The 25,185-nt window shown below is 68.0% G+C and carries 22 protein-coding genes; 15 read left to right on the top strand and 7 right to left on the bottom strand.

The annotated features are described in order from the left end of the window. Positions 1 to 92 precede the first annotated feature (92 nt). From egtD to ACSQ25_RS15520, 5 genes are all read left to right on the top strand, one after another. Positions 93 to 1,064 carry an L-histidine N(alpha)-methyltransferase gene (egtD, locus tag ACSQ25_RS15540; RefSeq protein ID WP_436106574.1) on the top strand — a complete coding sequence of 324 codons (972 nt, stop codon included), beginning with the start codon at positions 93 to 95 and terminating at the stop codon, positions 1,062 to 1,064. After that, positions 1,064 to 2,290 (top strand): ergothioneine biosynthesis protein EgtB, encoded by a 1,227-nt coding sequence (egtB, locus tag ACSQ25_RS15535; protein WP_436106573.1) that lies wholly within the window; start codon positions 1,064 to 1,066, stop codon positions 2,288 to 2,290. The genes egtD and egtB overlap by 1 nt, the downstream gene beginning before the upstream one ends. After that, positions 2,287 to 3,222 (top strand): YihY/virulence factor BrkB family protein, encoded by a 936-nt coding sequence (locus ACSQ25_RS15530; RefSeq protein WP_436106572.1) that lies wholly within the window; start codon positions 2,287 to 2,289, stop codon positions 3,220 to 3,222. The genes egtB and ACSQ25_RS15530 overlap by 4 nt, the downstream gene beginning before the upstream one ends. Before the next feature lie 154 nt (positions 3,223 to 3,376). Then, positions 3,377 to 3,718 carry a hypothetical protein gene (locus tag ACSQ25_RS15525; protein ID WP_436106571.1) on the top strand — a complete coding sequence of 114 codons (342 nt, stop codon included), beginning with the start codon at positions 3,377 to 3,379 and terminating at the stop codon, positions 3,716 to 3,718. Between the two features lie 69 nt (positions 3,719 to 3,787). Then, complete coding sequence (locus ACSQ25_RS15520; protein ID WP_436106570.1) at positions 3,788 to 4,981, top strand: glycosyltransferase; 1,194 nt, start codon at positions 3,788 to 3,790, stop codon at positions 4,979 to 4,981. Here the strand turns inward: ACSQ25_RS15520 and selD are convergent. The 4 genes from selD to ACSQ25_RS15500 form a co-directional block, all read right to left on the bottom strand. Further along, positions 4,978 to 6,033, bottom strand: coding sequence for a selenide, water dikinase SelD (gene selD / locus ACSQ25_RS15515; RefSeq protein ID WP_436108087.1), 1,056 nt, complete (start codon positions 6,031 to 6,033; stop codon positions 4,978 to 4,980). The genes ACSQ25_RS15520 and selD overlap by 4 nt on opposite strands. A 14-nt stretch (positions 6,034 to 6,047) precedes the next feature. After that, positions 6,048 to 7,040: a selenoneine biosynthesis selenosugar synthase SenB gene (senB, locus tag ACSQ25_RS15510; protein ID WP_436106569.1), complete on the bottom strand. Its 993-nt coding sequence runs from the start codon at positions 7,038 to 7,040 to the stop codon at positions 6,048 to 6,050. Positions 7,041 to 7,139: 99 nt separating this feature from the next. Next, on the bottom strand, positions 7,140 to 8,771 hold the full coding sequence (locus tag ACSQ25_RS15505) for a DEAD/DEAH box helicase (RefSeq protein WP_436106568.1): 1,632 nt from the start codon (positions 8,769 to 8,771) through the stop codon (positions 7,140 to 7,142). 392 nt (positions 8,772 to 9,163) lie between these two features. Continuing rightward, positions 9,164 to 10,486, bottom strand: a complete 1,323-nt coding sequence (locus ACSQ25_RS15500) for a transglycosylase SLT domain-containing protein (protein WP_436106567.1) — start codon at positions 10,484 to 10,486, stop codon at positions 9,164 to 9,166. 332 nt (positions 10,487 to 10,818) lie between these two features. Between ACSQ25_RS15500 and ACSQ25_RS15495 the strand changes: the two genes are divergently transcribed. Then, entirely contained in the window at positions 10,819 to 11,388 is a 570-nt protein-coding gene (locus tag ACSQ25_RS15495; protein WP_436106566.1) for a DUF1415 domain-containing protein, read from the top strand. Further along, positions 11,369 to 11,569 carry a DUF1289 domain-containing protein gene (locus ACSQ25_RS15490; protein ID WP_436106565.1) on the top strand — a complete coding sequence of 67 codons (201 nt, stop codon included), beginning with the start codon at positions 11,369 to 11,371 and terminating at the stop codon, positions 11,567 to 11,569. Before ACSQ25_RS15495 ends, ACSQ25_RS15490 begins: the two co-directional genes overlap by 20 nt. Before the next feature lie 104 nt (positions 11,570 to 11,673). Here ACSQ25_RS15490 and ACSQ25_RS15485 read toward each other — a convergent pair whose 3' ends face one another. After that, positions 11,674 to 12,180: a DUF1993 domain-containing protein gene (locus tag ACSQ25_RS15485; RefSeq protein ID WP_436106564.1), complete on the bottom strand. Its 507-nt coding sequence runs from the start codon at positions 12,178 to 12,180 to the stop codon at positions 11,674 to 11,676. Positions 12,181 to 12,367: 187 nt separating this feature from the next. Between ACSQ25_RS15485 and ACSQ25_RS15480 the strand changes: the two genes are divergently transcribed. Next, entirely contained in the window at positions 12,368 to 15,559 is a 3,192-nt protein-coding gene (locus ACSQ25_RS15480; protein ID WP_436106563.1) for a bifunctional diguanylate cyclase/phosphodiesterase, read from the top strand. Then, positions 15,516 to 17,849: a molybdopterin cofactor-binding domain-containing protein gene (locus ACSQ25_RS15475; protein ID WP_436106562.1), complete on the top strand. Its 2,334-nt coding sequence runs from the start codon at positions 15,516 to 15,518 to the stop codon at positions 17,847 to 17,849. Before ACSQ25_RS15480 ends, ACSQ25_RS15475 begins: the two co-directional genes overlap by 44 nt. Here ACSQ25_RS15475 and ACSQ25_RS15470 read toward each other — a convergent pair. Then, positions 17,846 to 18,265, bottom strand: coding sequence for a thioredoxin family protein (locus tag ACSQ25_RS15470; RefSeq protein WP_436106561.1), 420 nt, complete (start codon positions 18,263 to 18,265; stop codon positions 17,846 to 17,848). The two genes, ACSQ25_RS15475 and ACSQ25_RS15470, sit on opposite strands and share 4 nt — an antisense overlap. A gap of 44 nt (positions 18,266 to 18,309) precedes the next feature. Between ACSQ25_RS15470 and tsaB the strand changes: the two genes are divergently transcribed. Genes tsaB through ACSQ25_RS15450 form a run of 4 tightly spaced genes read left to right on the top strand, consistent with a single transcriptional unit; the run spans position 18,310 to position 21,305 of the window. Beyond that, positions 18,310 to 19,026, top strand: coding sequence for a tRNA (adenosine(37)-N6)-threonylcarbamoyltransferase complex dimerization subunit type 1 TsaB (gene tsaB, locus ACSQ25_RS15465; protein ID WP_436106560.1), 717 nt, complete (start codon positions 18,310 to 18,312; stop codon positions 19,024 to 19,026). After that, a complete protein-coding gene (gene rimI, locus ACSQ25_RS15460; protein WP_436106559.1) occupies positions 19,023 to 19,493 on the top strand; it encodes a ribosomal protein S18-alanine N-acetyltransferase in 471 nt (156 codons plus the stop codon). Before tsaB ends, rimI begins: the two co-directional genes overlap by 4 nt. After that, positions 19,490 to 20,356, top strand: a complete 867-nt coding sequence (locus ACSQ25_RS15455; RefSeq protein WP_436106558.1) for a uracil-DNA glycosylase — start codon at positions 19,490 to 19,492, stop codon at positions 20,354 to 20,356. The genes rimI and ACSQ25_RS15455 overlap by 4 nt, the downstream gene beginning before the upstream one ends. Then, complete coding sequence (locus ACSQ25_RS15450) at positions 20,340 to 21,305, top strand: DUF1853 family protein (protein ID WP_436106557.1); 966 nt, start codon at positions 20,340 to 20,342, stop codon at positions 21,303 to 21,305. Before ACSQ25_RS15455 ends, ACSQ25_RS15450 begins: the two co-directional genes overlap by 17 nt. A 1-nt stretch (position 21,306) precedes the next feature. On the opposite strand, the gene lplT is transcribed toward ACSQ25_RS15450, so the two are convergent. Continuing rightward, positions 21,307 to 22,557, bottom strand: coding sequence for a lysophospholipid transporter LplT (gene lplT, locus ACSQ25_RS15445; protein ID WP_436106556.1), 1,251 nt, complete (start codon positions 22,555 to 22,557; stop codon positions 21,307 to 21,309). 148 nt (positions 22,558 to 22,705) lie between these two features. On the opposite strand from lplT, the gene alr reads away from it, so the two are divergent. Together alr and radA are read left to right on the top strand one after the other, a co-directional pair. Beyond that, complete coding sequence (alr, locus tag ACSQ25_RS15440) at positions 22,706 to 23,812, top strand: alanine racemase (RefSeq protein WP_436106555.1); 1,107 nt, start codon at positions 22,706 to 22,708, stop codon at positions 23,810 to 23,812. Further along, a complete protein-coding gene (gene radA, locus ACSQ25_RS15435; protein ID WP_436106554.1) occupies positions 23,805 to 25,181 on the top strand; it encodes a DNA repair protein RadA in 1,377 nt (458 codons plus the stop codon). Before alr ends, radA begins: the two co-directional genes overlap by 8 nt. The last annotated feature ends 4 nt before the right edge of the window (positions 25,182 to 25,185 follow it).

Raw genomic sequence — 25,185 nt, 5'->3', positions numbered from 1 at the left:
CCAAAACGGCAACCCGGCTTCGGCTCTGCAAGCTTGGGGCATCCCTCAGCCATTCTGCATGGTGCGGCATGGCGGCACGAATGATAACGCTTATGCACATCTCCTGCACGGAAGACCGCCCGCGCGCCGCCAACGCCCACGTGGCGGACGAGCTGCACGCCGGCCTCGAGGCGCCTGAGGCCTGGATCTCGCCCAAGTTCCTCTACGACGCCCTCGGCTCCAAGCTGTTCGAGGCCATCTGCGAACTGCCCGAGTACTACCCGACCCGCACCGAGGCGGCCATCTTCGCGCGCCACGGCGCCGAGATCGCGCGCGTGGCAGGCAGCGGCGCCACGCTGGTCGACCTGGGCGCCGGCAACTGCGCCAAGGCCGCCTCGCTGTTCCCGCTGCTCCAGCCGGCCCAGTACGTCGCGGTCGACATCTCGGCCGAATTCCTGTGCGATGCCCTGGCGCGCCTGCGCCAGCGCTTCCCGCACATCGACATGCAAGGGCTGGGCATGGACTTCTCCAGCCGCTTCGAACTGCCGCCGACGGTAGCGGCGGCGCGCCGCCTGTTCTTCTATCCCGGCTCCTCCATCGGCAACTTCACGCCCGACGAAGCGCAGGGCTTCCTGCGCCGCCTGCGCCTGCAATGCGGCGACGATGGCGGGGTGCTGATCGGCGTCGATCTGGCCAAGGACAAGGACACGCTGGACGCCGCCTACGACGACGCCCTCGGCGTCACCGCGGCCTTCAACCTGAACGTGCTGCGCCACGTGAACCACCTGGTCGGCGCCGACTTCGACATCCGCGCCTGGCGCCACCACGGCTTCTACGACCCGGCACGCGGCCGGGTCGAGATGCACCTCGAGGCCGTGCGCGACCAGGAAGTGCACTGGCAATGCGGCGGCCAGGCGTGCAGCCGCAGGTTTGCGGCCGGCGACACCATCCACACCGAGAACAGCTACAAGTACCAGCAGGCCGACGCGATCGCGCTGCTGGAACGCTCCGGCTTCGAGGCCACCCGCGTGTGGACCGATCCGCAGCGCTGGTTCGCGGTCATCCACGCACAGGCGATCCACTGATGGGCATCGGGCAGCGCGAAGACATCCTGCACGCGTTCTCGCGGGTGCGCGGCCGTTCGCTCGAGATCGCCGCTCCCTTGTCGGGCGAGGACTGCTGCGCGCAGTCGATGCCCGACGCCAGCCCCGTCAAGTGGCACCTGGCGCACACCACCTGGTTCTTCGAAACCTTCATCCTGGAAGCGCACGAGGAGGGCTTCGCCCCCTTCCATGCCGTCTTCCGGGTGCTGTTCAATTCCTATTACAACGGCATCGGCGCCAAGCACCCGCGTCCCCAGCGCGGCCTGCTCACGCGGCCCTCGCTCGACGAGGTGCGCGCCTACCGGCTCGACGTCGACCGCCGCATCGGCAGGCTGCTGGGGGCAGGCGCCGACTCGAACGTGGCGGCGCTCGTCGAACTCGGCCTACAGCACGAACAGCAGCACCAGGAGCTGATGCTCACCGACGTCAAGCACCTGCTTGCGCAGAATCCGCTGTACCCGGCGTATTCGGCGCAGGCGATGGAAGCGGGCGCGGCGCCGGAACCGCAGACCTGGATCGAATTCGACGGCGGCCTGGCCGAAATCGGCTACGGCGGCAGCGGCTTCTGCTTCGACAACGAGCTGCCGCGCCACCTCACCTATGTCGCACCGTTCGAGCTGGCCTCGCGCCTGGTCACCAACGGCGAATACCGCGAATTCATCGACGCCGGCGGCTACCGCGATCCCGCGCTGTGGCTGGCCGAGGGCTGGGACCGGGTCTGCGCCGGCGAGATGCTTCACCCGCTGTACTGGATCGCCGGCGAGGATGGCGGCTGGAGCGAGTTCACCCTGCACGGCGTGCAGGCGCTCGATCCGGGGCGCCCGGTCACCCACGTCTCGCTGTACGAAGCGGACGCCTATGCGCGCTGGCGCGGCCTGCGCCTGCCGACCGAGGCGGAGTGGGAATTCGCCGCGCGCCAGGCCCTGCTGGACAGCGGCGGCCTGCACCCTGAGGCGGCCGAAGGCGACGGCCTGCTGCAGATGTTCGGGGCCTGCTGGCAGTGGACCAGCAGCAGCTACGCGCCTTACCCCGGCTATGCGCCGGCCGCCGGCGCCATCGGCGAGTACAACGGCAAGTTCATGGTCAACCAGTACGTGCTGCGCGGCTCCTCCTGCGCCACCCCCGGCGGCCATGCGCGCGCCAGCTACCGCAACTTCTTCCCGGCCGGAGCGCGCTGGCAGTTCACCGGGATCAGGCTGGCGCGATGAGCCGTCGCCGGAGCTGGCGCGAGCGCCTGCTGGACCAGCGCGCGAACGTCTGGATCCTGTCGCATCCCTTCGCCTTCACCCTGCAGGTCATCCGCGGCTTCCGCGCCAACCAGGGCCTGCTGCTGGCCGGCGCCGTGGCCTATTACGCCCTGCTGTCGATCGTGCCCTTCCTGATGCTGGTGGTGGTGGCGCTGTCGCATTTCATCGACCAGGCCGAGCTGCTCGAGACCATGCGCCGCTACCTCGGGCTGCTGGTGCCCGGGCAGACCGGGCCGATCGTGGACGAGGTGGCCCACTTCCTCGGCAACCGCGAGCTGATCACCTGGCTGCTGGGCGCGACCATGCTGTTCTTCAGCTCGCTCGCCTTCACGGTGCTGGAGAACGCGATGAGCGTGATCTTCGTCCACCGGGTGGCGGTCAGGCGCCGCCACTTCCTGGTGTCGGCCGTGCTCCCGTACTGCTACATCCTGGCGCTCGGCCTCGGCGTCATGATCGTCACCCTGGTGGCGGGGACGCTGGAGGTGATGGGCCAGGAGAGCGTCTGGCTGTTCGGCGTCGAGTGGTCGCTGGGCGGCGTCTCGGGCGTACTGCTCTACCTGCTCGGGCTGCTGGGCGAAATCCTGGTGCTGACCTCGATCTACCTGGTGATGCCGGTCGGGCGCCTGTCGGTCTGGCATGCGCTGGTGGGCGGCATCACCGCGGCGCTGCTGTGGGAGATCGCGCGCCACGTGCTGATCTGGTACTTCTCGACCCTGTCGCAGGTGAACGTCGTGTACGGCTCGATGACGACCGCGATCGTGGTCATGTTCAGCCTCGAGATTGCCGCCACCTTGCTGCTGCTTGGCGCCCAGGTGATCGCCGAGTACGAACGCGTCGGGCATGGGGAGGTCGACCGGCCGCCGGAGCCGATGCACACCGAGCCGCCGGGCTAGGCTGGGGCTTGTGTTCACGGGATCTGCGCAAAGTCGTTCTCGACGGAAACTCGAATTAACTTGGAGCAATTTCTTTATTCGCTCGATGGTTACAGTAGGGTACATGGCCGCGCTGTCGCGGTCATCCCCTCGACCAACTACCAGGAGAGCCATCATGCGCCTTACCATCCCATCCGCCGCCGCCATTGTCGCCCTTGTTGCCATCGTCGCTACTCCGCTAGCCGGAGCTGCGGAAATGGGACCAGCGAGCACGCAACAAATGGCCGAGGTCGCGGGCGATTACGAACTGAGCGATGGTCGCCGTTTGGAAATCAATTTTGATGGGTTCAAAGTCTATGCCCGCCTCGACAAGGGGCCTCGCGAGAGAATGCGTGGCACCAGCAACGGCGAATTCAGCACGCTCGATGGCAAGATCCTGGTTCGGCGCAAGGAGGCAAGCGAGGGCCCGGCGGTCGAAGTCAGGCTTCGCAATCAGCCTGAACTGGCGCTTCGCTGAGTCTCCACTTTTCCCTTCCACGACCTGAGCCATGCCCGGCAAACCGGGCCTTCGGCTACACTGCCGGGCATGGCGCACTTCACTCTTTGCTGGGAACTCGGCGGCGGGCTCGGACACGCGGGCCGCCTGAAATCGATCGCACTGCCGCTGCGCGCGCGCGGCCACCGGGTGAGCTTCGTGTTGCGCGACCTGGTCCTGACGCGCCGCCTCCTGCTGGGACTGGATATCCCGACCCTGCAGGCGCCGGTCTGGCTGCACCGCACCGCCGGCCTGCCGCCGGACCAGGCCAGCCTGGCCGAGATCCTGCTCGCCTGCGGCTACCTGGACGCCGACGCGCTGGCCGGCCTGTGCGAGGGCTGGCGCGCCTTGTTCCAGCAGGGGCGTCCCGACCTGGTCATCGCCGACTACGCGCCGACCGCACTTCTCGCGGCGCGCAGCCTGGGCTTGCCCGGCGCGGCGGTGGGGCCGGGCTTCACGATGCCGCCCGCCGGCGAGCCGCTGCCGCCCTTGCGCGGCTGGGAAGCGCCGCAGCCGGAACGCCTGCGTGCGACCGAGGCGCGCCTGCTCGACAGCGCCAATACCGTCCTGGCCGCGCATGGCGCGGCGCCGCTGGCACGCGGCGCCGAGCTGCTGCTCGGCGACCACCCGCTGTTGTGCACCTGGCCCGAGCTCGACCACTTCGGCCGCAGCGGCGGCGGTCCCTGGCTGGGGCCGAACCTGCCGCAGCCGGCCGCAGGGCCGGCGCAGTGGCCGTCAGGGGAGGGGCGGCGCGTGTTCGCCTACCTGCGCCGCGGGGTGCCGGAATCGGCCGAGGTGCTGGGGGCGCTGGTGCGCCGGGGCTGCCGGGTGCTGTGCTACATGCCCGACGTCGCGGGCGGCGCGCCGGTCCCGGTCGACAGTCCCCTGATCCACTATGCATCCGCGCCGGTGGGGCTGCCCGCGGCATTGACAGGCTGCGAACTGGTGGTCAGCCACGCGGGCGAAGCGCTGGTGGCGCAGGCCTTGCTGGCCGGACGGCCGCTGCTGATGCTGCCGCATGCGGCGGAAAGCTTCCTGATGGCGCGCCGGGTGGCGCAGCTGGGGGCGGGGATCAATGCGATGGGGCTGCCGCGTCCGCGCGACTGGGATGCGATGGTGGCGGCGCTGCTGGAACGCCCGGCCTACAGCGAGGCCGCGGCGGCTTTCGCGCACCGCCATGCGGATTTCGATCCGGCGCGCCAGGCCGAAGTGCTGGCGGACCGTTTCGAAGGGATGGTCTCTTAGGCGACGCTGACCCGGGGCGTGCCTGCTTCCATGCGGCCGATCACCGCCGCTTCGGCGAAGCCTTCGCGCGCGAACAGCGCGAGCACCTCGTCCACGCTGGCCGGATCGCAAGACACCAGCAGGCCGCCCGAGGTCTGCGGGTCGGTCAGCAGGGCGCGCTGGGCCGGGGTGACGGCGGCGCCGAGTTCCACGTCCTTGCCGTAGGCGTCCCAGTTGCGGCCGGAGGCGCCGGTGAAGAAACCGTCCTGCGCCAGCTGCAGCACGCCCGGCAGCAGCGGCACCTTGTCCATATCGAGCGTGGCCGACAGTTTCGCGCCGCGCGCCAGTTCCAGCAGGTGGCCGAGCAGGCCGAAGCCGGTGACGTCGGTCAGCGCGTGCACGCCGGGCATGTCGGCCAGCAGGCGGCCAGGCTTGTTCAGTTTGGTCGTGTTGGCGATCATCGCCGCATAGCCGTCTTCGCCCAGCGCATCCTTCTTCAGGGCGGCCGACAGCACGCCCACGCCGAGCGGCTTGCCGAGGACCAGCACGTCGCCCGCGCGGGCGTCGGCATTGCGCTTGACCTTCGAGGGGTGCACCAGGCCCAGCACCACCAGGCCGTAGATCGGCTCGACCGAATCGATGGTGTGGCCGCCCGCAATCGGGATGCCGGCGTCGGCGCACACGGACTCGCCGCCGCGGATGATCTGGCCGATGGTCTCGAGCGGCAGCTTGTTGACCGGCATGCCGACCAGGGCCAGGGCCATGATCGGGGTGCCGCCCATCGCGTACACGTCCGAGATCGCATTGGTCGCGGCGATACGGCCGAAGTCGAAGGGATCGTCGACGATCGGCATGAAGAAGTCGGTGGTGGCGATCAGGGCCTGCTCGTCGTTGAGCTTGTAGACGGCGGCATCGTCGGCGGTCTCGATGCCGACCATCAGCTCCTTCGGCACCGGGAAGCCGGCGGACTTGTTCAGGATTTCGGCCAGCACGCCCGGGGCGATCTTGCAGCCGCAGCCGCCGCCGTGCGAGAAGGAAGTGAGTTTGATGGCTTGCTCGGCCGTGGTGCTCATCGTGGTGCTCATCGTTATTCCGTGTTTGTGCTTGCGTCTGGCGCATGAAGGAGAAGATTATCCACCAAGTCGCGCAGCGCCGCTTGCTCGGCGCTTGGGGCGAACAGGGCGGTGCGGGCCGCGCACTGGCGCCGCAACAGGGCGTCGAAGGCGGCATCGCCAATGATCCGGTCGATCAGGCGCGCCAGCGCGGCCGCGTCGCCCGCCGTGAAATAGCCGGCGTAATCGTCGCCCAGCATGCCGCGGTTGCCGTTGATATCCGAGGCCAGCACCGGCACGCCGCTGGTGACGGCTTCGATGATCACGTTGGCGCCGCCTTCCATACGCGAGGTGATCGCCATCGCGTGGCAGCGCTTGAGGCGCTGGCGTGCGGCGGCGTGGGGCAGGGCGCCGAGCCAGCGGTAGCGCAGGTTGTGCGACTGGCAGCGCTCGGCGGCCCGGCCCAGCGCCGGGTCGAGTGCCGCGCCGATGTGCTGCAGGCGCGCGGCAGGATGCGTCACCAGGTCCGCGGCGCGGATGAAGCTCATGGGGTCTTTCTCGTCGCGCAGGTGGCCGATCATGCAGATGTCGCGGTAGCGCGGCGTGGCCGATGGGCGCCATGGACGCAGGGCCGGCGCCGACTGGTAGATGACGCGGGCCTTGCCGTGCAGCGCCTGCGGCAGCAGGGCCAGGCCGGCCGGCTGCAGCAGGACCAGGGCCGTGGCGCGATCGAGGGAAGCGCGTGCCTGCGCGTCGGAGCCGATGTCGCGGTAGAGGTCGGTGCCGGTCAGGACCAGCACGGACGGCCGGTCGGGATGGGCATTACTGAAGGCTGCCAGCGCAGCGGCCGAGCGGCGCGCATGCAGGGCGATCATCAGGCTAGGCGCCGGATCGCCGGCCGACCAGCCCCCCGCGATGTGCACCTCGTGGGCGCCGCGCAGGAAACGCGCCCAGCGGCTCGCGGTCTGCCAGTTGCCGTTGTTCTCGCGGGCGGTCGCGGGGCTGACGATCACGATGCGCTTGCGCACTGCCGGGTTCTCCAATAGTCGGGATTGCGATTATACGCCGGGAGCAGGGACGAAAAAAATGGCTGCCGAGGCAGCCATTTTTCATGGGACGTTCAACGATCAGTATTCGCCGAAGCTGCGGCGGGTGCCGTCGGCCGAGCGCGGATGCGCCGGCTTGGCAAAGCCGCCTTCACGGCGTGCGCCTTCCGGGCGGTTGCCACGGTAGCCGCCTTCGCGCGGTGCGGTGGCCGGTGCGCCTTCGCGCGGTGCCGCGTCGCGGCGGTAGCCGCCTTCACGCTGCGGACGGTCGCCGTAGCCACCGGTACGCGGTGCGCCGAAGCCTTCACGCGGACCGCGGTCGGCATAACGGCTGTCCGCAGGACGGGCATAGCCGGCTTCACGCGGCGCGCGGTCGGCGAAACCACCTTCACGCGGTGCACGGTCGCCATAGCCCGGCTTGGCGAAGCTGCGCTGGCCCGGCTTGGCGGCATTGCGGCCGTCGCCCGGTTTCCAGCCTGGACGCGAACCCGAGCGGGCAGGCGCCGAACGCTTCGGCTCGAAGCCTTCCACGACGTCGACCGGAATCAGCTGCTTGGTGAAGCGCTCGATGCGCTTCACGTTCATGCCTTCCGCGTGGTTCACCAGCGAGATCGCCAGGCCGTTGCGGCCTGCACGGCCGGTACGGCCGATGCGGTGCACGTAATCTTCCGGGAACTTCGGCAGGTCGTAGTTCACCACGTGGGTGATGGTCGGCACGTCGATGCCGCGGGCGGCGACGTCGGTCGCCACCAGCACGCGCACCTGGCCGCGGCGCATGCCGTCCAGGGTGCGGTTGCGCGCGCCCTGGTGCATGTCGCCGTGCAGGGCAGCGGCCGCGAAGCCGGCGATGTTCAGGCGGTCGGCGATCATGTCGGCGTCACGCTTGGTGGCGGTGAACACCACGGCCTGGTCCATCGTTTCGTCGCGCAGCAGGTGGTCGAGCAGGCGGTTCTTGTGCGACAGGTCGTCGACGAAGTGCACCTTCTGCACGATGTTCTCGTGGCGGTTGGTCGCGCTAAGGATCTGGATGGTCTGCGGATCCTTGGTGATGCGGCGCGCCATGTTGCCGACGACGCCGTCCAGGGTGGCCGAGAACAGCATGGTCTGGCGACTGGCCGGGGTAGCGGCGACGATTTTTTCGATATCGTCGATGAAACCCATGTCCAGCATGCGGTCGGCTTCGTCCAGCACCAGGATTTCCAGTTGCGAGAAGTCGATCTTGCCCGATTCCATGTGGTCGATCAGGCGGCCCGGCGTTGCCACCAGGATTTCAGGATTCTTCGACAGCAGTTGCATCTGCTTCGGGTAAGGCATGCCGCCCAGGATCGACACGGCGCGGATGCGGCGCATGTCCGAGGTATATTGTTCGGTCGCGGTGGTCACTTGCAGTGCCAGTTCGCGGGTCGGGGTCAGGACCAGCATCTTCGGCTGGGCCGGGGTGAAACGGACGCGTTCGCCACGGGCGCGCGCCGACTGCGCGCTCTGCGCAGGGGTGCGGCTCTGGGGCGCCGGTTCGATGCCGGCCAGCTTGTGCAGGGCCGGCAGCATGAATGCCGCGGTCTTGCCCGAGCCGGTCTGCGAGGACACCAGCAGGTCACGGCCGGCGATGCCGGCGGGGATGGCCTGTTCCTGCACCGGAGTCGGCTTGGTATAGCCGGCGGTGGCAACTGCCTTGACGAGCGACGCGTGTAAACCTAGTGCTTCAAAACTCATGTGTACTTTTACTTTCGGAATAAATCATGATCGCGCGTGTCGAAACGACGAGCGCAAAATAGCAACGCGAACCAACACTACGAAATGACTCAGAAATGAAAGAAATTTCGGCACAAAAGCTTTGCGCCGGGACGGTGTCTTGGTGCTGACACACAGGGCGGGAGGGCTTTTCAGGAGGGCGATAAATGTATCGCCAGGCTTGCGATGCTGCTTGGGTACTGCTGTGGTGAACTGCTGGATCCTGTCTGTTCGGACCTGCTATTGCAGCGCACAAACGACACTATACAGGAGTTTGAAAAAGTCTGCACGCGTTCGCACAGTTGTGCGAACGCGGCGGGCGCAGCGGGCGTTAGATTAAGGCCGGCTTAAGTGCCGGCATGTTGCAGTGCGCTTCAGCGCTGCTTGCGCTTGGACGAGGTGTTGCGGGAGATACGCTTCTTGCTCGACGTGCCTGCCTTGGCCTTGTAGCGCGAGGCCGAGGCCTTCACGCGTGGGCTGCGTTCGGCTTCGAAGGCCACCACCGCATTCTCGATGATGTTCTCGGCGATGTCGCCGGCTTGCGAGGCCGAGGCCTTCGGCACCAGGATGGTGGAGCCGGCTTTCAGGGTCGTTTTCGCCGGGATGTTATTGGCTTGGCGGATGATTTCCGGGGTGGTGCCGAATTTCGATGCCAGCGAGGCGATGGAGACGCGCGCACCGGTGATCTTGTGCGTGGTCCAGGTCGACAGCTCGCGGCCCCACTGCGCCAGGTTCAGATGGAACTTTTCGGCGTTTTCCTTCGGCAGCAGGATCTTGGTCTTTTCGCCGCCGGTGATCACCGGCTTCTTGAACTGCGGATTCAGCGCGCGGAATTCGTCGAGCGACATTTCGGCCAGCTGGGCGGCGACGGCGACGTCGATGTCGCTGGTCTTGTCGACGGCGGTGAAGTAGGGCTGGTTCTCGATCGCCGGCAGGGCCACGTTGTATTGCGACGGGTTGGCGACGATATTCTTGACTGCCTGCAGCTTCGGTACGTAGTTGCGGGTTTCGGCCGGCATCAGCTCGGCGAGGCTGTCGAAGTCGGTGCCCTTGCCGAGCGCCTGGTTCTTCTTGATGATGCGCTGGATGTTGCCTTCGCCCCAGTTATATGCTGCCAGGGCCAGCTGCCAGTCGCCGAACATCGTGTACAGGCGCTGCAGGTAGCTCAGCGCCGCATCGGTCGAGGCCAGCACGCCGCGGCGCTCGTCCTTGAACATGTTCTGCTTGAGGTTGTAGTCCTTGCCGGTGCCCGGCACGAACTGCCACAGGCCGGCCGCATTGGCGGTCGACAGGGCCTGCGGGTTGAAACCGGACTCGATCACCGGCAGCAGGGCCAGCTCGGTCGGCATGCCGCGCTTTTCCAGTTCCTGCACCACGTGGTAGAGATAGGGCGAAGCACGGCCCGAGATGCGCTTGAGGCTGTCCGGACGTGCGCTGTAGGCCTGAGTGTGGCGTGCGACCAGGCTGTTGTCGAGGTCGGGAATGGCGTAACCGCTGCGGATACGGCCCCAGACGTCGGTTTCCTTGTACTCGTCGACCTTCAGCAGGCCGGGCGCCAGCGGCGCGGCGCTACGGGCGCTCAGTACGGCGGCGGGTGCGGCGCCGGCAGGCGCGGTGTCCATCGCGTAGGTGATCGGGGAGGTGGCCAGCAGTGCCAGCGCGGCAGTCGCTACAGTCTTGCGGATCATGTCGTGCATCGCTTTCCAATGTTGCGTTCGAGAACGAACGTACTGGTCAAGAGGGCAGTGTACGTAGTCATGCTTGAGTCAGTCAAGGCATATGTCCTCATCGTTACAAATTTCTTGCCGCACTTCATTCCCGAAAATTAACATCATGAAAACAGACATTGCCGGAAGATGCAGGCGAAATCGCGGCAGGAAGCTGCGGATGGCCGGTGCTGGGGCAAGCCCCGGCTGGCCCGTCCGTTTTATGGCTAGCCTAGCTTCCGAGGGGTGTCAATCTATGAGGGCGCGCAAAGTGTGCGTACAATCCGGCTTCTGCCATCCGCGTTTTTTTTGATTTGTCATCCATGAGTATTGCAAACCCGAACGCCGACGACGACGCCATCGTCGCCGCCACCCGCCGCTGGCTGGAGCGGGCCGTCATCGGCCTGAACCTGTGCCCCTTCGCCAAGTCCGTCTACGTGAAGGAGCAGGTGCGCTACGTCGTCTCGAGCGCGACCACGCCGGAAGCGCTGCTGGAGCAGCTCATGGACGAGCTGCAGCATCTGTCGGATACCCCGGCCGAGCAGGTCGACACGACCCTGCTGATTCATCCCTTCGTGCTGAACGATTTCGCGGACTACAACGAATTCCTGGACGTGGCCGACGCGGCGGTCGAGGACATGCAGCTCGACGGCGAACTGCAGGTGGCGAGCTTCCATCCGGACTACCAGTTCGCCGACACCGATCCCAACGACATCGCGAACTACACCAACCGCGCGCCGTATCCGATCCTGCACCTGCTGCGCGAGGACAGCATCGACCGTGCGGTCGAGGCTTTTCCGGAGGCGGCCGAGATCTTCGAGAAGAACATCGATACCATGGAAAAGCTCGGCCACGACGGCTGGGACAAGCTCGATGTCGGACCAGCGCGCTAAGCCGGCCGAGCGTCCGGACACGCCTTGTGTCGCGGTATGCTCGACCACCTTCGACGAGATCTGCCGCGGCTGCGGGCGCACCGTGGCCGAAGTATCGCAGTGGGTGGTGATGAGCGCCGACGAAAAGGAGCGCGTGTGGGAACGCATCCTGGCGCAGGGTTATCCGCGCAGGAATACGTAGGGGTGATCTGGTCCAGTGGACCAGATCACGCTATGCCGCCCACGCGTTCAGCTGTCCTCAGTGCGGTCGCGGCATATTATCTTTTGGCTATCACCGCTCGCACATCAAAGACCCAGGTAATCCCGTTTCCCGATCGGCACGCCGTTGTGGCGCAGGATCGCGTACGCGGTCGTCACGTGGAAGAAGAAGTTCGGCAGCACGAAGCCGGTGAGGTAGTCGTCGCCGCGCTCGAAGTGGCGCGCGCGCTCGCCGGCGCCGTGGGTGACGGCGCGTTCGCCGGCCGCGTCGAAAGCCTCGCGCGGCAGCGATTCGATGTAGCCGAGGGTCTTGGTGATGCGCTGCTGGAGTTCGGCGAAGCTCTGTTCATTGTCCTCGTAGCGCGGCACTTCCTCGCCGGCCAGGCGCGCGCTCGCGCCCTTGGCGAAGTCGGTCGCGATCAGCACCTGGCCCGTCAAGGGGAACATGTCCGGGAACAGGCGCGCCTGCAGCAGGGCCGCCGGCTCGATCTTGTTCTGCTGGGCGTGGGCTTCCGCCTTTTCCAGCACGCCTCCCAGGGCGCGCAGCATTTTCTGGAATACCGGAACCGACGCGGAATACATTGACAGGCTCATAGTTTCTCCTCTGAAAGATTCAATCATAACAAGTCTTGTCGCGTCCTGCCGACACTGCCCCGGCAAGCCGCCATTTGCTACATGCAATTTGCTGACTCTTCGTCATTCAAGATGCATAATCAGGCCATACCTATTGCCATAAGTAAATAATAATTCCTGCCAGGCGGCGGGGACAGGCCCGACACCGATGCCCCTGCGACGTTTTTCTCTCCCAGCGCCAGTCCGCGGCCTGTTCGCCAGGCTGCGCAAGCTCTACGGCCGCTCGATCTACGGCGCGCTGCTGCTGGTGGTGTTCGGCGGCCTGGCCGTGCCGGCCGTGGTGGGCGGCTACTTCCTGATCGGCGTGCAGGAGCACGAAGCGACCGTCCACACGCTGAACGATGCCTTGCAGCGCAATGCCGACATCCTGGCCCTGGGCGTCCAGGAATCATTATGGGACATGAACACCGAAGCGGCGCGTGCGCTGGTCGATTCCTTCGTGCGCGATCCGGCCATCGTGCGCGTCGAAGTGCGCGACCTGGCCCAGGCCGACTTCATCAACCGCCACAATCCGGTCCCTGCGGGTGTCCGCCTGTACCGCGCCGAGCGTGAGATCGTGGTGCGCGGCCAGGTCATCGGCCATGTCGCGATCGAGATGGGCGACCACCATTTTCAGGAAGATCTGCGTGTCAAGCAGCGTAACTACGCCGTGGTGCTGGCGATCCAGCTGGCGGTGTCGCTGCTGCTGATCGCGCTGCTGCTCAGGCGCCGCCTGCTGTCGCCGCTGCGCACGCTCACCGGTTTCTCGGACCGCCTCGCGCGCGGCGACTTCGACACCCCGCTCGACCTGCCGGCCGACGACGAACTGGGGCGCCTCGGCGGCCAGATGGAGCGCATGCGCACCGCGATCGGCCAGCTGTTCGCCGACATCGGCCGCCGCGAAGAACAGTTCCGCACCATCGTGACCCAGGTGCCGGGCGCCGTGTTCCGTGCCCGCCCCGGTGGCCACATCGACTTCGTCAGCGACGCCATCGAAGAGATCTCGGGTTACCCGGCCGAGCGCTTCATGCTGGCCACCACCGACGACTGGGGCAACATCGTCCATCCGGAAGACCGGCGCATGCAGCGCCGCGCGACCCGGGATGCGCTGGCCGCCGGCAGCGCCTATGAAATCGAGTACCGGATCATCGACGCCGGCGGCATCGAGCGCTGGGTGCTGGAGAGCGGCCAGCCGCAGGGTGAGTGGGGCAGCGAGGACTTCCGCGTCGACGGCATCATCTACGACATCAGCGAGCGCAAGCACGACGAGATGCGGATCGAGGCCTTGCTCACCGAGCAGGGCGCGATCCTGGACAACGTGATGTTCGGCGTGCTGTTCGTGCGCGAGCGCCGCATCGTCTCGGCCAACCGCCGTGCCGAGGAGTTGTTCGGCTTCCGCGAGGGCGAGATGGTGGGCCGCGCGATCGAGATCCTGTTCCCGGGCCGCACCGGCTACGAGCGCCTGTGGCTCGAGAAGTACCCGAGGATCGCGCAGGGTCCGGATACCGGCGAGGAGATCCAGTTCCGCCGCCGCGACGGCTCGGTGTTCTGGCTGCTGGTGAGCGCTTGCGCGCTCGATGCCGTGCGCCCCAACGAGGGCAGCATCTGGGTGTTCGCCGACATCACCGAACGCAAGCTGGCCGAGGAAAAGCTGCGCCTGTCCGCCACGGTGCTCGAGCACATCGCCGACGGCGTGGTGGTGCTCGACGCGACCGGCCGTGTGGTCGCCACCAACCCGGCCTTCACCCAGATCACCGGCTACACCGAGCGCGAGGCCCTCGGCCAGCAATCCAGCCTGATGCGCGCCAGCCGCCATGATCCGGCCTTCTACCAGCAGTTGTGGCATGACCTGGCCGACACCGGCTTCTGGCGCGGCGAGCTGTGGGAGACCCGCAAGAACGGCGAGGGTTTCCTCGAGTCGCTTACCGTCTCGAGCGTCCAGAACGACGAAGACGAGGTGACGCACTATGTCTGCGTGTTCAGCGACATCACCAAGGTCAAGGAATCCCAGGACAAGCTCGACCACCTGGCCCACCACGATCCGCTGACCGCGCTGCCGAACCGGCTGCTGTTCCACGACCGCCTGCAGCACGCGCTGATCCGCTCCGCGCGCGAGGACCGGCAACTGGCGGTGCTGTTCATCGACCTGGACCGCTTCAAGAACGTCAACGACACCCTCGGCCATCACGTCGGCGACGAGCTGCTCAAGCAGGTAGCAAGCGCGCTGTCCGGCTGCCTGCGCGAGGGCGACACCCTGGCGCGCCTGGGCGGCGACGAATTCATCGTCCTGCTGGAAGACGTCGACGGCGCCTTCGGTGCCGGGCATGTGGCGAACAAGCTGATGACCCTGTTCGAGCAGCCTTTCACCGTGTCCGGCCACGAGCTGTTTGTCACCGGCAGCGTCGGCATCAGCCTGTTTCCCCAGGACGCCACCGACCTGAACATGCTGGTGCGGAACGCCGACATCGCCATGTACCAGGCCAAGGCGCGCGGCCGCAACGGCTTCCAGTTCTATGCGCCCTCGATGAGCGGAGAGGGCGTCGAGCGCCTGCGCCTGGAAGCCCTGCTGCGGCGCGCGATCGAGAAGCACGAAATTTACCTCCACTATCAGCCCCAGGTCGACATCGACAGCGGCCGCCTGGTCGGGGTCGAGGCGCTGGTGCGCTGGAGCAGCCCGGAGCTCGGGCAGGTCAGTCCGGCGCGCTTCATCCCGGTGGCCGAGGATACGGGTTTCATCAACCAGCTGGGCCAGTGGGTGCTGGCCGAGGCCTGCCGCCAGATGGTCCGCTGGGACCGCGCCGGCCTGCAGGTGCCCAAGATGGCGGTGAACCTGTCGGTGCGCCAGTTCGAGCGCGGCAGCATCGCGCCGACCGTGGCCGCGGTGCTGCGCGAGAGCGGACTGGGTGCCGGACGCCTGCAGCTGGAGGTGACCGAATCGGTCATCATGAACACGGGCGATGCGCTGGACTACATCAACGACCTGCGCGCGGTCGGCGTCGGGCTGGCGATCGACGATTTCGGCACCGGTTATTCCTCGCTGGCCTACCTGAACCAGTTGCCGGTCCAGACCCTGAAGATCGACCGCAGCTTCATCCAGGACATCGCGACCGATGCCAACAACGAAGCGATCGCGGTGGCGATCATCCAGCTCGGCAAGAGCCTGAACCTGTCGGTGGTGGCCGAAGGCGTGGAGACCGAAGCGCAGGCGGCCTTCCTGCAGCGCCACGGCTGCCGCCTGGCGCAGGGCTACCTCTACGGCCGCCCGGCGGCGCCTGGCGATATACTGTCGCGCTGGAGACAAGGACAGGAAGGGCAGGATGAATCGACCGGGGCTGGAGTATCCGAACGAAGCGAAGCTTGAGGAGGCGGCGCCAAGGAAGACTGCCGCAAGGCGCGGACTCTCGCGGCGCGGTTTCCTGTTGGGCGGCATCCTTGCCGGTGGCAGCCTGCTGGTCGGCTGGGGCCTGCAGCCGCCGCGCCAGCGCCTGCATAGCGCCAGTCCGCTGGCGCTCGGCGACGCCGTTGCCCTGAACGGCTGGATCGCCATCGCGCCGCACGGCGCGGTGTCGGTGGTGGTGCCGCGCAGCGAGATGGGGCAGGGCGTGCACACCGCGCTGCCGATGCTGGTGGCCGAGGAGCTGGACCTGTCCCTGGCCGCGGTGCGGATCGTCCAGGCCCCGATCGACAAGATCTTCGCCAACCTCACCGTGCTGCGCGAAAACCTTCCCTTCCATCCCGACGACGCCGGCAGCACGCGCCAGGGCGCCCAGTGGCTGATGGCCAAGCTCGGGCGCGAGCTGGGCATCATGTTCACCGGCGGCTCCACCAGCGTCAAGGATGCCTGGATGCCGATGCGCGAGGCCGGCGCGGTAGCGCGCGCCATGCTGCTCAAGGCGGCCGGCGAACAGTGGAAGACGCCGGTGGCGCGCCTGCGTACCGAAGACGGCTTCGTGCTGCACCCGGACGGGCGCCGCGCCGGCTACGGCGCGCTGGCGGGCGAGGCGGCGCGGGTCGGCGCCGGCATCGATGCCGGCGGCGTGCGCCTGAAGGAGCCGAGCGAGTTTCGCCTGATCGGCAAGCCCGTGCCGCGCCTGGACAGCCGCACCAAGGCCGATGGCAGTGCGCGCTTCGGCATCGACGCCCGCGTGCCCGGCATGGTGTATGCCGCCGTCAAGATGGCGCCGGCGGTCGGCGCCACCCTGGCCGGCTTCGAGGGCGCCGCGGTGGCCTCCATGCCGGGCGTGCTGCAGGTGGTCGCGCTGCCCGGCGTGCCGGGAGAGCGCACCGGCGCCGGCGCCGGGGTGGCGGTGGTGGCTGGCAGCTGGTGGCAGGCGCGCCAGGCCGCGCAGGCGCTGCCGGTCACCTGGAACGAAGGCGACGCGGCCAAACTGTCGACCGCATCGGTGTTCGCGGACTTCGCGCGCGCCCTCGACGAAGAGAGCGGCTACGTCTACCACGAAGCGGGCAGCCAGGACGTGCAGGGCGCCGCCATGACGGTGACGGCCGAGTACCGCGCACCCTTCCTGGCGCATGCGGCGCTGGAACCCATCAACTGCACCGCGCAGGTAGCAAGCGGCAAGGTACGCCTGTGGGCCTCGACCCAGGTGCCGAGCGTGGCGGTGGACGTGGCGGCGCGGGTGGCCGGGGTCGACCGTGCCGACGTGGCGATCGAGGTCATGCTGCTGGGCGGCGGCTTCGGGCGCCGCCTGGAAGCCGACATGGTGGCGCAGGCGGTGACGGTGGCGATGGCGGCGGGCGGCCGGCCGGTGCAGCTGATCTGGACGCGCGAAGACGACACCACCCACGACGTCTACCGCCCGGCCGCGCTGGCGCGCTTCCGCGCCCGCCTCGATGCGGACGGCGGGATCCTGGCCTGGGACAACAAGTCGGCCAGCGGCGCCATCGGGCATCAGTACTTCCCGCGCAACCTCGGCTTGCCGGGCCTGGGGCCGGACAAGACCACGGCCGAAGGGGAATACGACATGCAGTATGCGATCGCCAACCAGCGCATCGCCCACGTGATCGTGGACAGCCCGGTGCCGCTCGGCTACTGGCGCTCGGTCGGGCATTCGCATAACGCCTTCTTCAAGGAGAGCTTCATCGAGGAGCTGGCGCACGCGGCGCAGCGCGACGGCGTCGCCTTCCGGCACGCGCTGCTGCGCGATCACCCGCGTGCGCTGGCGGCGCTGGATGCCGCGGTGGCGCGCGCCGGCCGGCCGCCGGCAGGACGCGCCCACGGGGTGGCGCTGCACCGCTCCTTCGGCAGCACGGTGGCCCAGGTGGCCGAAGTCTCGGTGGAGGGAAAGCAGATCCGCGTGCACCGGGTGGTGTGCGCGATCGACTGCGGACTGGCGGTGAACCCGAACATCGTGGCCCAGCAGGTGGAAGGCGGCGTGCTGTTCGGGCTGTCGGCCGCGCTGCACGGCGAGATCACCCTGAAGGATGGGCGGGTGCAGCAGTCGAACTTCGGCGATTATCCGGTGCTGCGCATGCACGAGGCGCCGCTGGTGGAAACCATCGTGATGCCGAGCGCCGCGCATCCCGAGGGCGTGGGCGAGCCGGCGGTGCCGCCGGTCGCGCCGGCGGTGGCGAGCGCCGTGTTCAAACTCACCGGGCAGCGGCTGCGCAGCCTGCCGCTGCGCCTGGCCTAGACGGCCAGCAGCGTGCGCAGATTGCAGTCGCGCTGCCAGGCGCGCCGCTCTTCGCTGGAGCTGGCCCAGCGCGCCATTTCTTCATCGCTCTGGGCGGCCTGGGCCTGCACCAGGCGGTCGGCCACGGCGCCGTCGGGCAGCATGGTGCCGAAGAAGGCGACCGTGTCGCCGCGCTGCACCAGCAGGGTAGGGAAGTTGTCCACGTCGAGGTCGCCCACGATGTCGGCCTGGTCTTCGATGTCGATCCAGACGAAAGTCTTGTCGGGATGGCGCTGGGCCAGCTCCTCGAAGGTGGCGCGGTAGGACGAGCAGGTGCCGCACCAGGCGGCGCACAGGCAGGCGACGGTCAGGGCCTCGCCGCCAATGGCGGCAGCGATGTCCTCGCGGTTGTCGGAATCCAGGGTCAGGCTTTGCATGGGATGAATTTTACCGTGTGTAGCCGAGCGGGTAAAATATGGGCATGTCCACCATTCTCGCCATTGAAACCTCGTCCGAGCTCGCGTCCTGCGCGCTGCTGGCCGGGGACCACGTCATCGCCCGTTCCACATCCGGCGTGCGCACCCATTCGCAATCGATCCTGCCGATGGTGCAGGAACTGCTGCGCGAAGCCGGCCTGGGCCTCGCCGACTGCGACGCCATCGCCTTCGGAGCCGGTCCCGGCTCCTTTACCGGCGTGCGCACCGCCTGTGGCGTGGCCCAGGGCCTGGCCTTCGGCGCCGGGCTGCCGGTGCTGCCGATGGTGACCCTGGAAGCGATGGCCGAAGCCTGCCGCGCGCGCACGCAGGCCACCGAGGTGCTGGCCGTGCTGGATGCGCGCATGGGCGAGGTGTACTGGGCGCAGTACCGTCATGACGCCGCGCGCGGCGCCTGGATCGAGGTCGCGGCGCCCGCGCTGTGCGCCCCGCAAGACCTGGAACCGCTGCCGGCCGAAGGCCTGGCCGCCTGCGGCAACGGTTTCTCGGCCTATCCGGAGGCCTTTGCCGGCAAGGCCTTCGCGGCTGGCGCCCTGGACGACATCCTGCCGCATGCGCGCGAGCTGGCGCTGCTGGGCGCTCCGGCGCTGGCCGCCGGGCTGGCCGTGCCGGCGGCCCAGGCCCAGCCGCTCTACCTGCGCAACAAGGTCGCCTACACCAGCGCCGAGCGCCAGGCGATCAATGCCGCGAAGGCCGGGGCATGATGGCATTGCACGACGCCGCCGCGCTCAGCTTCACGCCGATGAGCTTGGGCGACGTGGACGAGGTCCATGCGCTCGAATGCAGCGTGTTCCCGCACCCCTGGAGCCGCGGGAATTTCACCGATTCGCTGGCCAGCGGCTACGACGCCTGGACCGCGCGCGATGCCGCGGGTGTGCTGGCCGGCTACTACATCCTGATGTACGCGGTCGACGAAGCCCACCTGCTGGACGTGGCGGTGGCCGCCGGCCGCCAGGGCCAGGGCCTGGGGCGCCTCCTGCTCGACCGCATCGGCGCCCGCGCCCGTGAGCAGGGCATGGAATCGGTGCTGCTGGAAGTGCGTCCGTCGAACGAACGCGCGCTGGCCGTGTATCGCCGCTACGGCTACCGCGAGATCGGACGCCGCAAGGGATACTACCCGGCCCACGGCGGACAGCGCGAGGACGCCATCGTGATGAGGATCGCCCTGTGAATAGCTTGAGTAGTCGCGACGCGGCCTTCCTGGCCGAGATGGGCATCGGCCCGCTGTGGAAGCTGCGCGCCGTGCCGGAGACCATGACGGAAGCCGTCGCGGAATCAGCGCCGGAACCCCTGCCGCAAGCGGCGCCGCCGGCCCCGGCCCAGCCGCTGGCGCCGCCGCCGATGCCGCGCCAGGTGGCCGAACCCGCCGCGCGTCCGGCCTGGACGCCGCCCGTCAGCGAAGACCGGGCCTGGGGCGCCGAAGCCGAACCGGAACGCCTCGACGTATCGGCGCTGGACTGGCCGGCCCTGCGCCAGGCCATCGCCGCCTGCAAGCATTGCAGCGCCTGCAGCGAGGGCCGCAAGCCGGTGCTCGGCGCGGGCGCGCGCCAGGCGCGCTGGCTGGTCGCCGCCGGCACCGCCAGCGCGGCCGATGAAAAAGCCGGGCAGCCGCTCACGGGCGAGGCGGGCAAGCTGCTCGACAATATGCTGCTCGCCGTCGGCATGTCGCGCGAGACCGACGTCTACGTGACGCCGCTGGTGAAATGCCGCCCCGCGAACGCGAACGGCGGCGACCGCGCGCCGACCGCCGAGGAAGCGGCGGCCTGCCGTCCCTTCCTGGAGCGCGAGCGCGAACTCACGGGCGCCGGCCTGGTGCTGACCCTGGGCCAGGTGGCGGCCAACGGCCTGCTCGGCAAGCCCCTGCAGGAGCCGCTGGCCGGCAGCCGCGGCGCGGTCCACGCGCTGGGCGCGGTGCCGCTGGTGGCCACCCTGCATCCGGGCGAGCTGCTGCGCCGCGGCGCCGACAAGGCCCTGGCCTGGGCCGACTTGTGCCGTGCACGCACCGCCGGCGAACGCGATGGACGCGCCGGCTGAGACCTACCAGCAAGGCTTCCACCGCCGCTGGGGCCACCTGCGGCGCGCGCGGGTGCGGGCGCTGGCCTGGCTGCTCGACGCGCCCGACCTGCTCGATGCGCAAGATCCGCTGTGGGCCGGCCGCATCGCCAGCCTTGGGCCGGTGACGCCGGAGGTCGCCGCCTGGCTGGCCCGGCTCGACCACGATCCTGCCGCCCTCGACGCGGCGCTGGGCGGGAAGATCTACACCCGCCTCGGCCTGTATGCCGAAAAGCTGCTGGCCTTCTATTTCGCACAGCAGGGCCGGCTGGTGGCGCATGGCCTGCAGGTGCGCGCCAGCGCCAACGACACCGTCGGCGAATTCGATTTTCTGTTGGAGGATGGTCCGGACGCGGTCGAGCACATCGAATTCGCGACCAAGTTCTATCTGCTCGACGGAGAAGCGGGCCAGGAACAGGATTGGCAACTGAGCGCCTTGGTCGGCCCCAACCTGGCCGACAGCCTCGGCCTCAAGATGCGCAAGGTCTTCGAGCGCCAGCTCAGCCTGGGCGGGCACCCGGCCGCGCAGGCCTTGCTGCCGCGTCCCGTGGCAAGGGCGCGGGCGCTGGTGAAGGGCTGGCTGTTCTATCCCTCCGGCAGCTGGCCGGCGATGCGCGGGATCGCCGCCGGCCATTGCCGCGGCTTCTGGTGCGCGCTCGAGGAGATCGATGCCTTGGCAGGGGAGGAATTCCTGATCCTGCCGCGCCTGCAGTGGCTGGCGCCTTTCCGCGCCGCCTCGGCGGTCTGGATGTTGAACCGCGCCCAGCTGCACGCCGAACTGTCGGCGCAATTCGAGACCTCGTCGACCCCGGTACTGGTCGCGGTGGTGCGCCACACGCCGGGGAAGATCGAGGAAATCGAGCGCGGCTTCATCGTGCCGAACGACTGGCGCGAGCGCGCCGCCGCGAGAAGGATGGTGAAAACCGTCTGAATCAGTGCTTGCCTTCGCCGATCAGCGCCAGCGAATCGTGCTCGCGCTGGTTGGCCGCATGGCGGCGCCCGATGAAGTACATGATGCCTGCCACCGACAGCCCGAACATGACGACGATGATGTCCAGGTCGAGGTTCAGGGTGATCATGATCGCGTACAGGGCCAGCATGGTCAGGATCGACAGGTTCTCGTTGAAGTTCTGGACCGCGATCGAGTGGCCGGCGCTCATCAATACGTGGCCGCGGTGCTGCAGCAGCGCGTTCATCGGCACCACGAAGAAGCCCGACAGGAAACCGATCAGGGTCAGCAACGGGTAGGCCAGGCTCACCGAGGTCACGAAGACCATGCTGCACACAACCAGGCCCATGATGATCCCGAGCGGGATCACGGTCAGCGATTTACGCAGCGGGATCATGCGCGCCGCCATGGCCGCGCCCAGCGCGACGCCGATCGCGACCACGCCGATCAGGTTGGTGGCTTTATCGAGGGGCATGTGCAGCGAGCGCTCGGCCCATTTCAGCACGATGAACTGCAGGGTGGCGCCGGCGCCCCAGAACAGGGTGGTGACGGCCAGCGAAATCTGGCCCAGCTTGTCGCGCCACAGGGTGGCCGAGCAGTTGGCGAAGTCGGCGATCAGCTTGGCCGGATTGCGCTCCTGGTGTTCGTAGCGGGCGCCGGTATCCGGAATGCGCAGGTTGAACAGGGCGGCCAATATATAGACGCCGACCACCACCGCCATCGCGGCCTCGGCGCCGGTGTCGATGCCCGGCAGCTCCAGGCCCAGCAGGAAGCCGGAACCGCGCTCGCTCACCAGGGCGCCGCCGGCGACGGTGCCGAAGATGATCGACATGACGGTCAGGCCCTCGATCCAGCCGTTGGCCGGCACCAGCTTCTCGGGCGGCAGCAGTTCGGTCAGGATGCCGTACTTGGCGGGGGAGTAGACCGCCGCGCCGAAGCCGACCACGGCATAGGCGAGCAGCGGGTGCACGCTCAGGAACATCAGCGCGCAGCCGGAAATCTTGATCAGGTTCGCGATGAACATGACGCGGCCCTTGGGCAGCGAATCGGCGAAGGCGCCGACGAAGGCGGCCAGCAGCACGTAGAAGAGCACGAATGACAGCTTCAGCAGGGGTGTCAGCGAAGCCGGGGCGTTCATCGACGTCAGCAGACTGATCGCAACAAAGAGGAGCGCATTGTCTGCCAGCGACGAAAAGAACTGCGCCGCCATGATGGTATAAAAGCCACGGTTCATTCGAAAAGAGTAAAAACTGGTTCGAGTTGCTTTATACCATGAATGACCCTTGCGCCAAAAGAAAACCGGCCATGTCAAAAGCGCGTATGAGCCCGGTCCGGTAAAATAGACCCTCTCCGTCATCCGCCCTCAAAAGCTGGTTTTCGCCATGCCACGACCGCTTTCCGCCACCATCCACCTCGAATCCATGCAGCATAATCTGCAGCGGGCACGCGCCGCGGCGCCGCAGGCGAAGATCTGGGCCGTGGTCAAGGCCAATGCCTACGGACACGGCCTGGAACGCGGCATGCGCGGCTTCGCCCAGGCCGACGGCCTGGCCCTGGTCGAGACCGAGAACGCGGTGCGCCTGCGCGACAGCGGCTGGATCAAGCCGATCCTGCTGCTCGAGGGGATCTTCGATGCGTCGGACGTGCCCCTGCTGGCCGAGCACAACATCAACAGTGCGGTGCATAACATCGAGCAGATCAAAATGCTGGAATACACCCGGCACTACCGCCCGATCGACGTGCACCTGAAGATGAATACCGGGATGAACCGCCTGGGCTTCCGCCCCGACGACTACGCGGCCGCCTACAAGCGCCTGCGCGCCATCCCCGACGTGCGCCACATCACCCACATGACGCACTTCGCCAATGCCGACGAGCTGGAACACCCGCGCCTGACCATCGCCGAGCAGGTGCGGCGCTTCCGCTTCGGCGCCGGCGAACTGCCGGGCGAGCGCAGCCTGTCGAATTCCGGCGGCGTCCTGCACCAGGCGGAACTGGGCGACGCGCTGTCGAACGACTGGGTCCGGCCCGGCATCATGCTCTACGGCGGCACCCCCGGCGGGCGCAGCGCCCAGGACTATGGCTTGCGGCCCACCATGACCCTGCGTTCCGAGATCATCGGCATCCAGCGCATCGAGGCCGGCGACACCGTCGGCTACGGCAGCCGCTTCGAGGCGACCGGGCCGATGACGGTGGGCGTGGTGGCCTGCGGCTATGCCGACGGCTACCCGCGCCACGCGCCGCACGGCACCCCGGTGATCGTCGACGGCGTGCGCACGACCTTGGTCGGCCGGGTCTCGATGGACATGATGACGGTCGACCTGACGCCGATCGCGAATGCCCGGGTCGGCAGCAGGGTGACGCTGTGGGGCGATGGACTCCCGATCGACGAGGTGGCCCAGGCCGCCGGCACGATCGGCTATGAACTGATGTGCGCACTCGCGGGGCGGGTGCGCGTACTTGAAGGAAGAATGGGAACCGATGGCTAAGACCCGAACCGCCTATACCTGCAGCGAGTGCGGCGCGACCGCCGCCCGCTGGTCCGGCCAGTGCCCGGATTGCAAGGCCTGGAACACGATGGTCGAGAGCGTGATCGAGCCGCAGGGCGTGAACCGCATGTCGCAGACCGCGCACAAGGCGCTGGCGCAGACCGCGCCGGTGCTGTCCTTGAAGGACATCGACGCGCTCGACGTGCCGCGTTTCGGCACCGGCATCGAGGAATTCGACCGCGTGCTGGGCGGCGGCCTGGTGGCCGGCGGCGTGGTGTTGATCGGCGGCGACCCGGGTATCGGCAAGTCGACCCTGCTGCTGCAGGCGCTCGCCAACCTGGCCGCCACCCGCAGTACCTTATATGTGAGCGGCGAGGAATCCGGCGCCCAGATCGCGCTGCGCGCACGCCGCCTGTCGGTCGACTCGGCCGAACTGAAGCTCCAGGCCGAGATCCAGCTCGAGAAAATCCTCGGCACCCTGGCCGACCTGAAGCCGGAAGTGGCCGTGATCGACTCGATCCAGACCCTGTATTCGGATGCCCTGACCTCGGCCCCGGGCTCGGTGGCCCAGGTGCGCGAATGCGCGGCCCAGCTCACCCGGGTGGCCAAGCAGACCGGGGTGACCATCATCCTGGTAGGCCACGTCACCAAGGAGGGCGCGCTGGCCGGCCCGCGCGTGCTCGAGCACATCGTCGACACCGTGCTGTACTTCGAAGGCGACACCCAGAGCAGCTTCCGCCTGGTGCGCGCCATCAAGAACCGCTTCGGCGCGGTGAACGAGCTGGGTGTGTTCGCGATGACCGAGAAGGGCCTGAAGGGGGTGTCGAATCCCTCGGCCCTGTTCCTGTCGCAGCACGACAGCCAGGTGCCGGGTTCCTGTGTGATGGTGACCCAGGAGGGCACCAGGCCCTTGCTGGTCGAGATCCAGGCCCTGGTCGACGCCAGCCACCTGCCGAATGCGCGCCGGCTCTCGGTCGGCCTGGAGCAGAACCGCCTGGCCATGCTGCTGGCGGTGCTGCACCGCCACGCGGGCATTGCCGCCTTCGACCAGGACGTGTTCATCAACGCGGTCGGCGGCGTCAAGATCACCGAGCCGGCCGCCGACCTGGCGGTGCTGTTGGCGATTAATTCGTCGATGCGCAACAAGCCGCTGCCGCGCGGCCTGGTGGTGTTCGGCGAAGTCGGCCTGGCCGGCGAGATCCGCCCGGCGCCGCGCGGGCAGGAGCGCCTGCGCGAAGCGGCCAAGCTGGGCTTCTCGATCGCCATGATCCCGAAGGGGAACGCGCCGAAGCAGAAGATCGAAGGCATGACCATCGTTGCCGTGGAGCGCATCGACCAGGCCTTCACCAAGCTGCGCGAGCTCGACTAACTCA

Source organism: Massilia sp. LjRoot122 (genome assembly GCF_964252725.1).
GTDB lineage: Bacteria > Pseudomonadota > Gammaproteobacteria > Burkholderiales > Burkholderiaceae_D > Telluria.
Note: the sequence above shows the minus strand (reverse complement) of the source record. Positions and strands in the feature narration are given on the sequence as shown.

Bases quoted from the DNA above. Each gene is read 5' to 3' on its own strand.
- egtD (WP_436106574.1), top strand. From the start codon at position 93: ATGCACATCTCCTGCACGGAAGACCGCCCGCGCGCCGCCAACGCCCAC.
- egtB (WP_436106573.1), top strand. From the start codon at position 1,064: ATGGGCATCGGGCAGCGCGAAGACATCCTGCACGCGTTCTCGCGGGTG.
- ACSQ25_RS15530 (WP_436106572.1), top strand. From the start codon at position 2,287: ATGAGCCGTCGCCGGAGCTGGCGCGAGCGCCTGCTGGACCAGCGCGCG.
- ACSQ25_RS15525 (WP_436106571.1), top strand. From the start codon at position 3,377: ATGCGCCTTACCATCCCATCCGCCGCCGCCATTGTCGCCCTTGTTGCC.
- ACSQ25_RS15520 (WP_436106570.1), top strand. From the start codon at position 3,788: ATGGCGCACTTCACTCTTTGCTGGGAACTCGGCGGCGGGCTCGGACAC.
- selD (WP_436108087.1), bottom strand. From the start codon at position 6,033: ATGAGCACCACGGCCGAGCAAGCCATCAAACTCACTTCCTTCTCGCAC.
- ACSQ25_RS15505 (WP_436106568.1), bottom strand. From the start codon at position 8,771: ATGAGTTTTGAAGCACTAGGTTTACACGCGTCGCTCGTCAAGGCAGTT.
- ACSQ25_RS15500 (WP_436106567.1), bottom strand. From the start codon at position 10,486: ATGCACGACATGATCCGCAAGACTGTAGCGACTGCCGCGCTGGCACTG.
- ACSQ25_RS15495 (WP_436106566.1), top strand. From the start codon at position 10,819: ATGAGTATTGCAAACCCGAACGCCGACGACGACGCCATCGTCGCCGCC.
- ACSQ25_RS15490 (WP_436106565.1), top strand. From the start codon at position 11,369: ATGTCGGACCAGCGCGCTAAGCCGGCCGAGCGTCCGGACACGCCTTGT.
- ACSQ25_RS15485 (WP_436106564.1), bottom strand. From the start codon at position 12,180: ATGAGCCTGTCAATGTATTCCGCGTCGGTTCCGGTATTCCAGAAAATG.
- ACSQ25_RS15480 (WP_436106563.1), top strand. From the start codon at position 12,368: ATGCCCCTGCGACGTTTTTCTCTCCCAGCGCCAGTCCGCGGCCTGTTC.
- ACSQ25_RS15475 (WP_436106562.1), top strand. From the start codon at position 15,516: ATGAATCGACCGGGGCTGGAGTATCCGAACGAAGCGAAGCTTGAGGAG.
- ACSQ25_RS15470 (WP_436106561.1), bottom strand. From the start codon at position 18,265: ATGCAAAGCCTGACCCTGGATTCCGACAACCGCGAGGACATCGCTGCC.
- tsaB (WP_436106560.1), top strand. From the start codon at position 18,310: ATGTCCACCATTCTCGCCATTGAAACCTCGTCCGAGCTCGCGTCCTGC.
- rimI (WP_436106559.1), top strand. From the start codon at position 19,023: ATGATGGCATTGCACGACGCCGCCGCGCTCAGCTTCACGCCGATGAGC.
- ACSQ25_RS15450 (WP_436106557.1), top strand. From the start codon at position 20,340: ATGGACGCGCCGGCTGAGACCTACCAGCAAGGCTTCCACCGCCGCTGG.
- lplT (WP_436106556.1), bottom strand. From the start codon at position 22,557: ATGAACCGTGGCTTTTATACCATCATGGCGGCGCAGTTCTTTTCGTCG.
- alr (WP_436106555.1), top strand. From the start codon at position 22,706: ATGCCACGACCGCTTTCCGCCACCATCCACCTCGAATCCATGCAGCAT.
- radA (WP_436106554.1), top strand. From the start codon at position 23,805: ATGGCTAAGACCCGAACCGCCTATACCTGCAGCGAGTGCGGCGCGACC.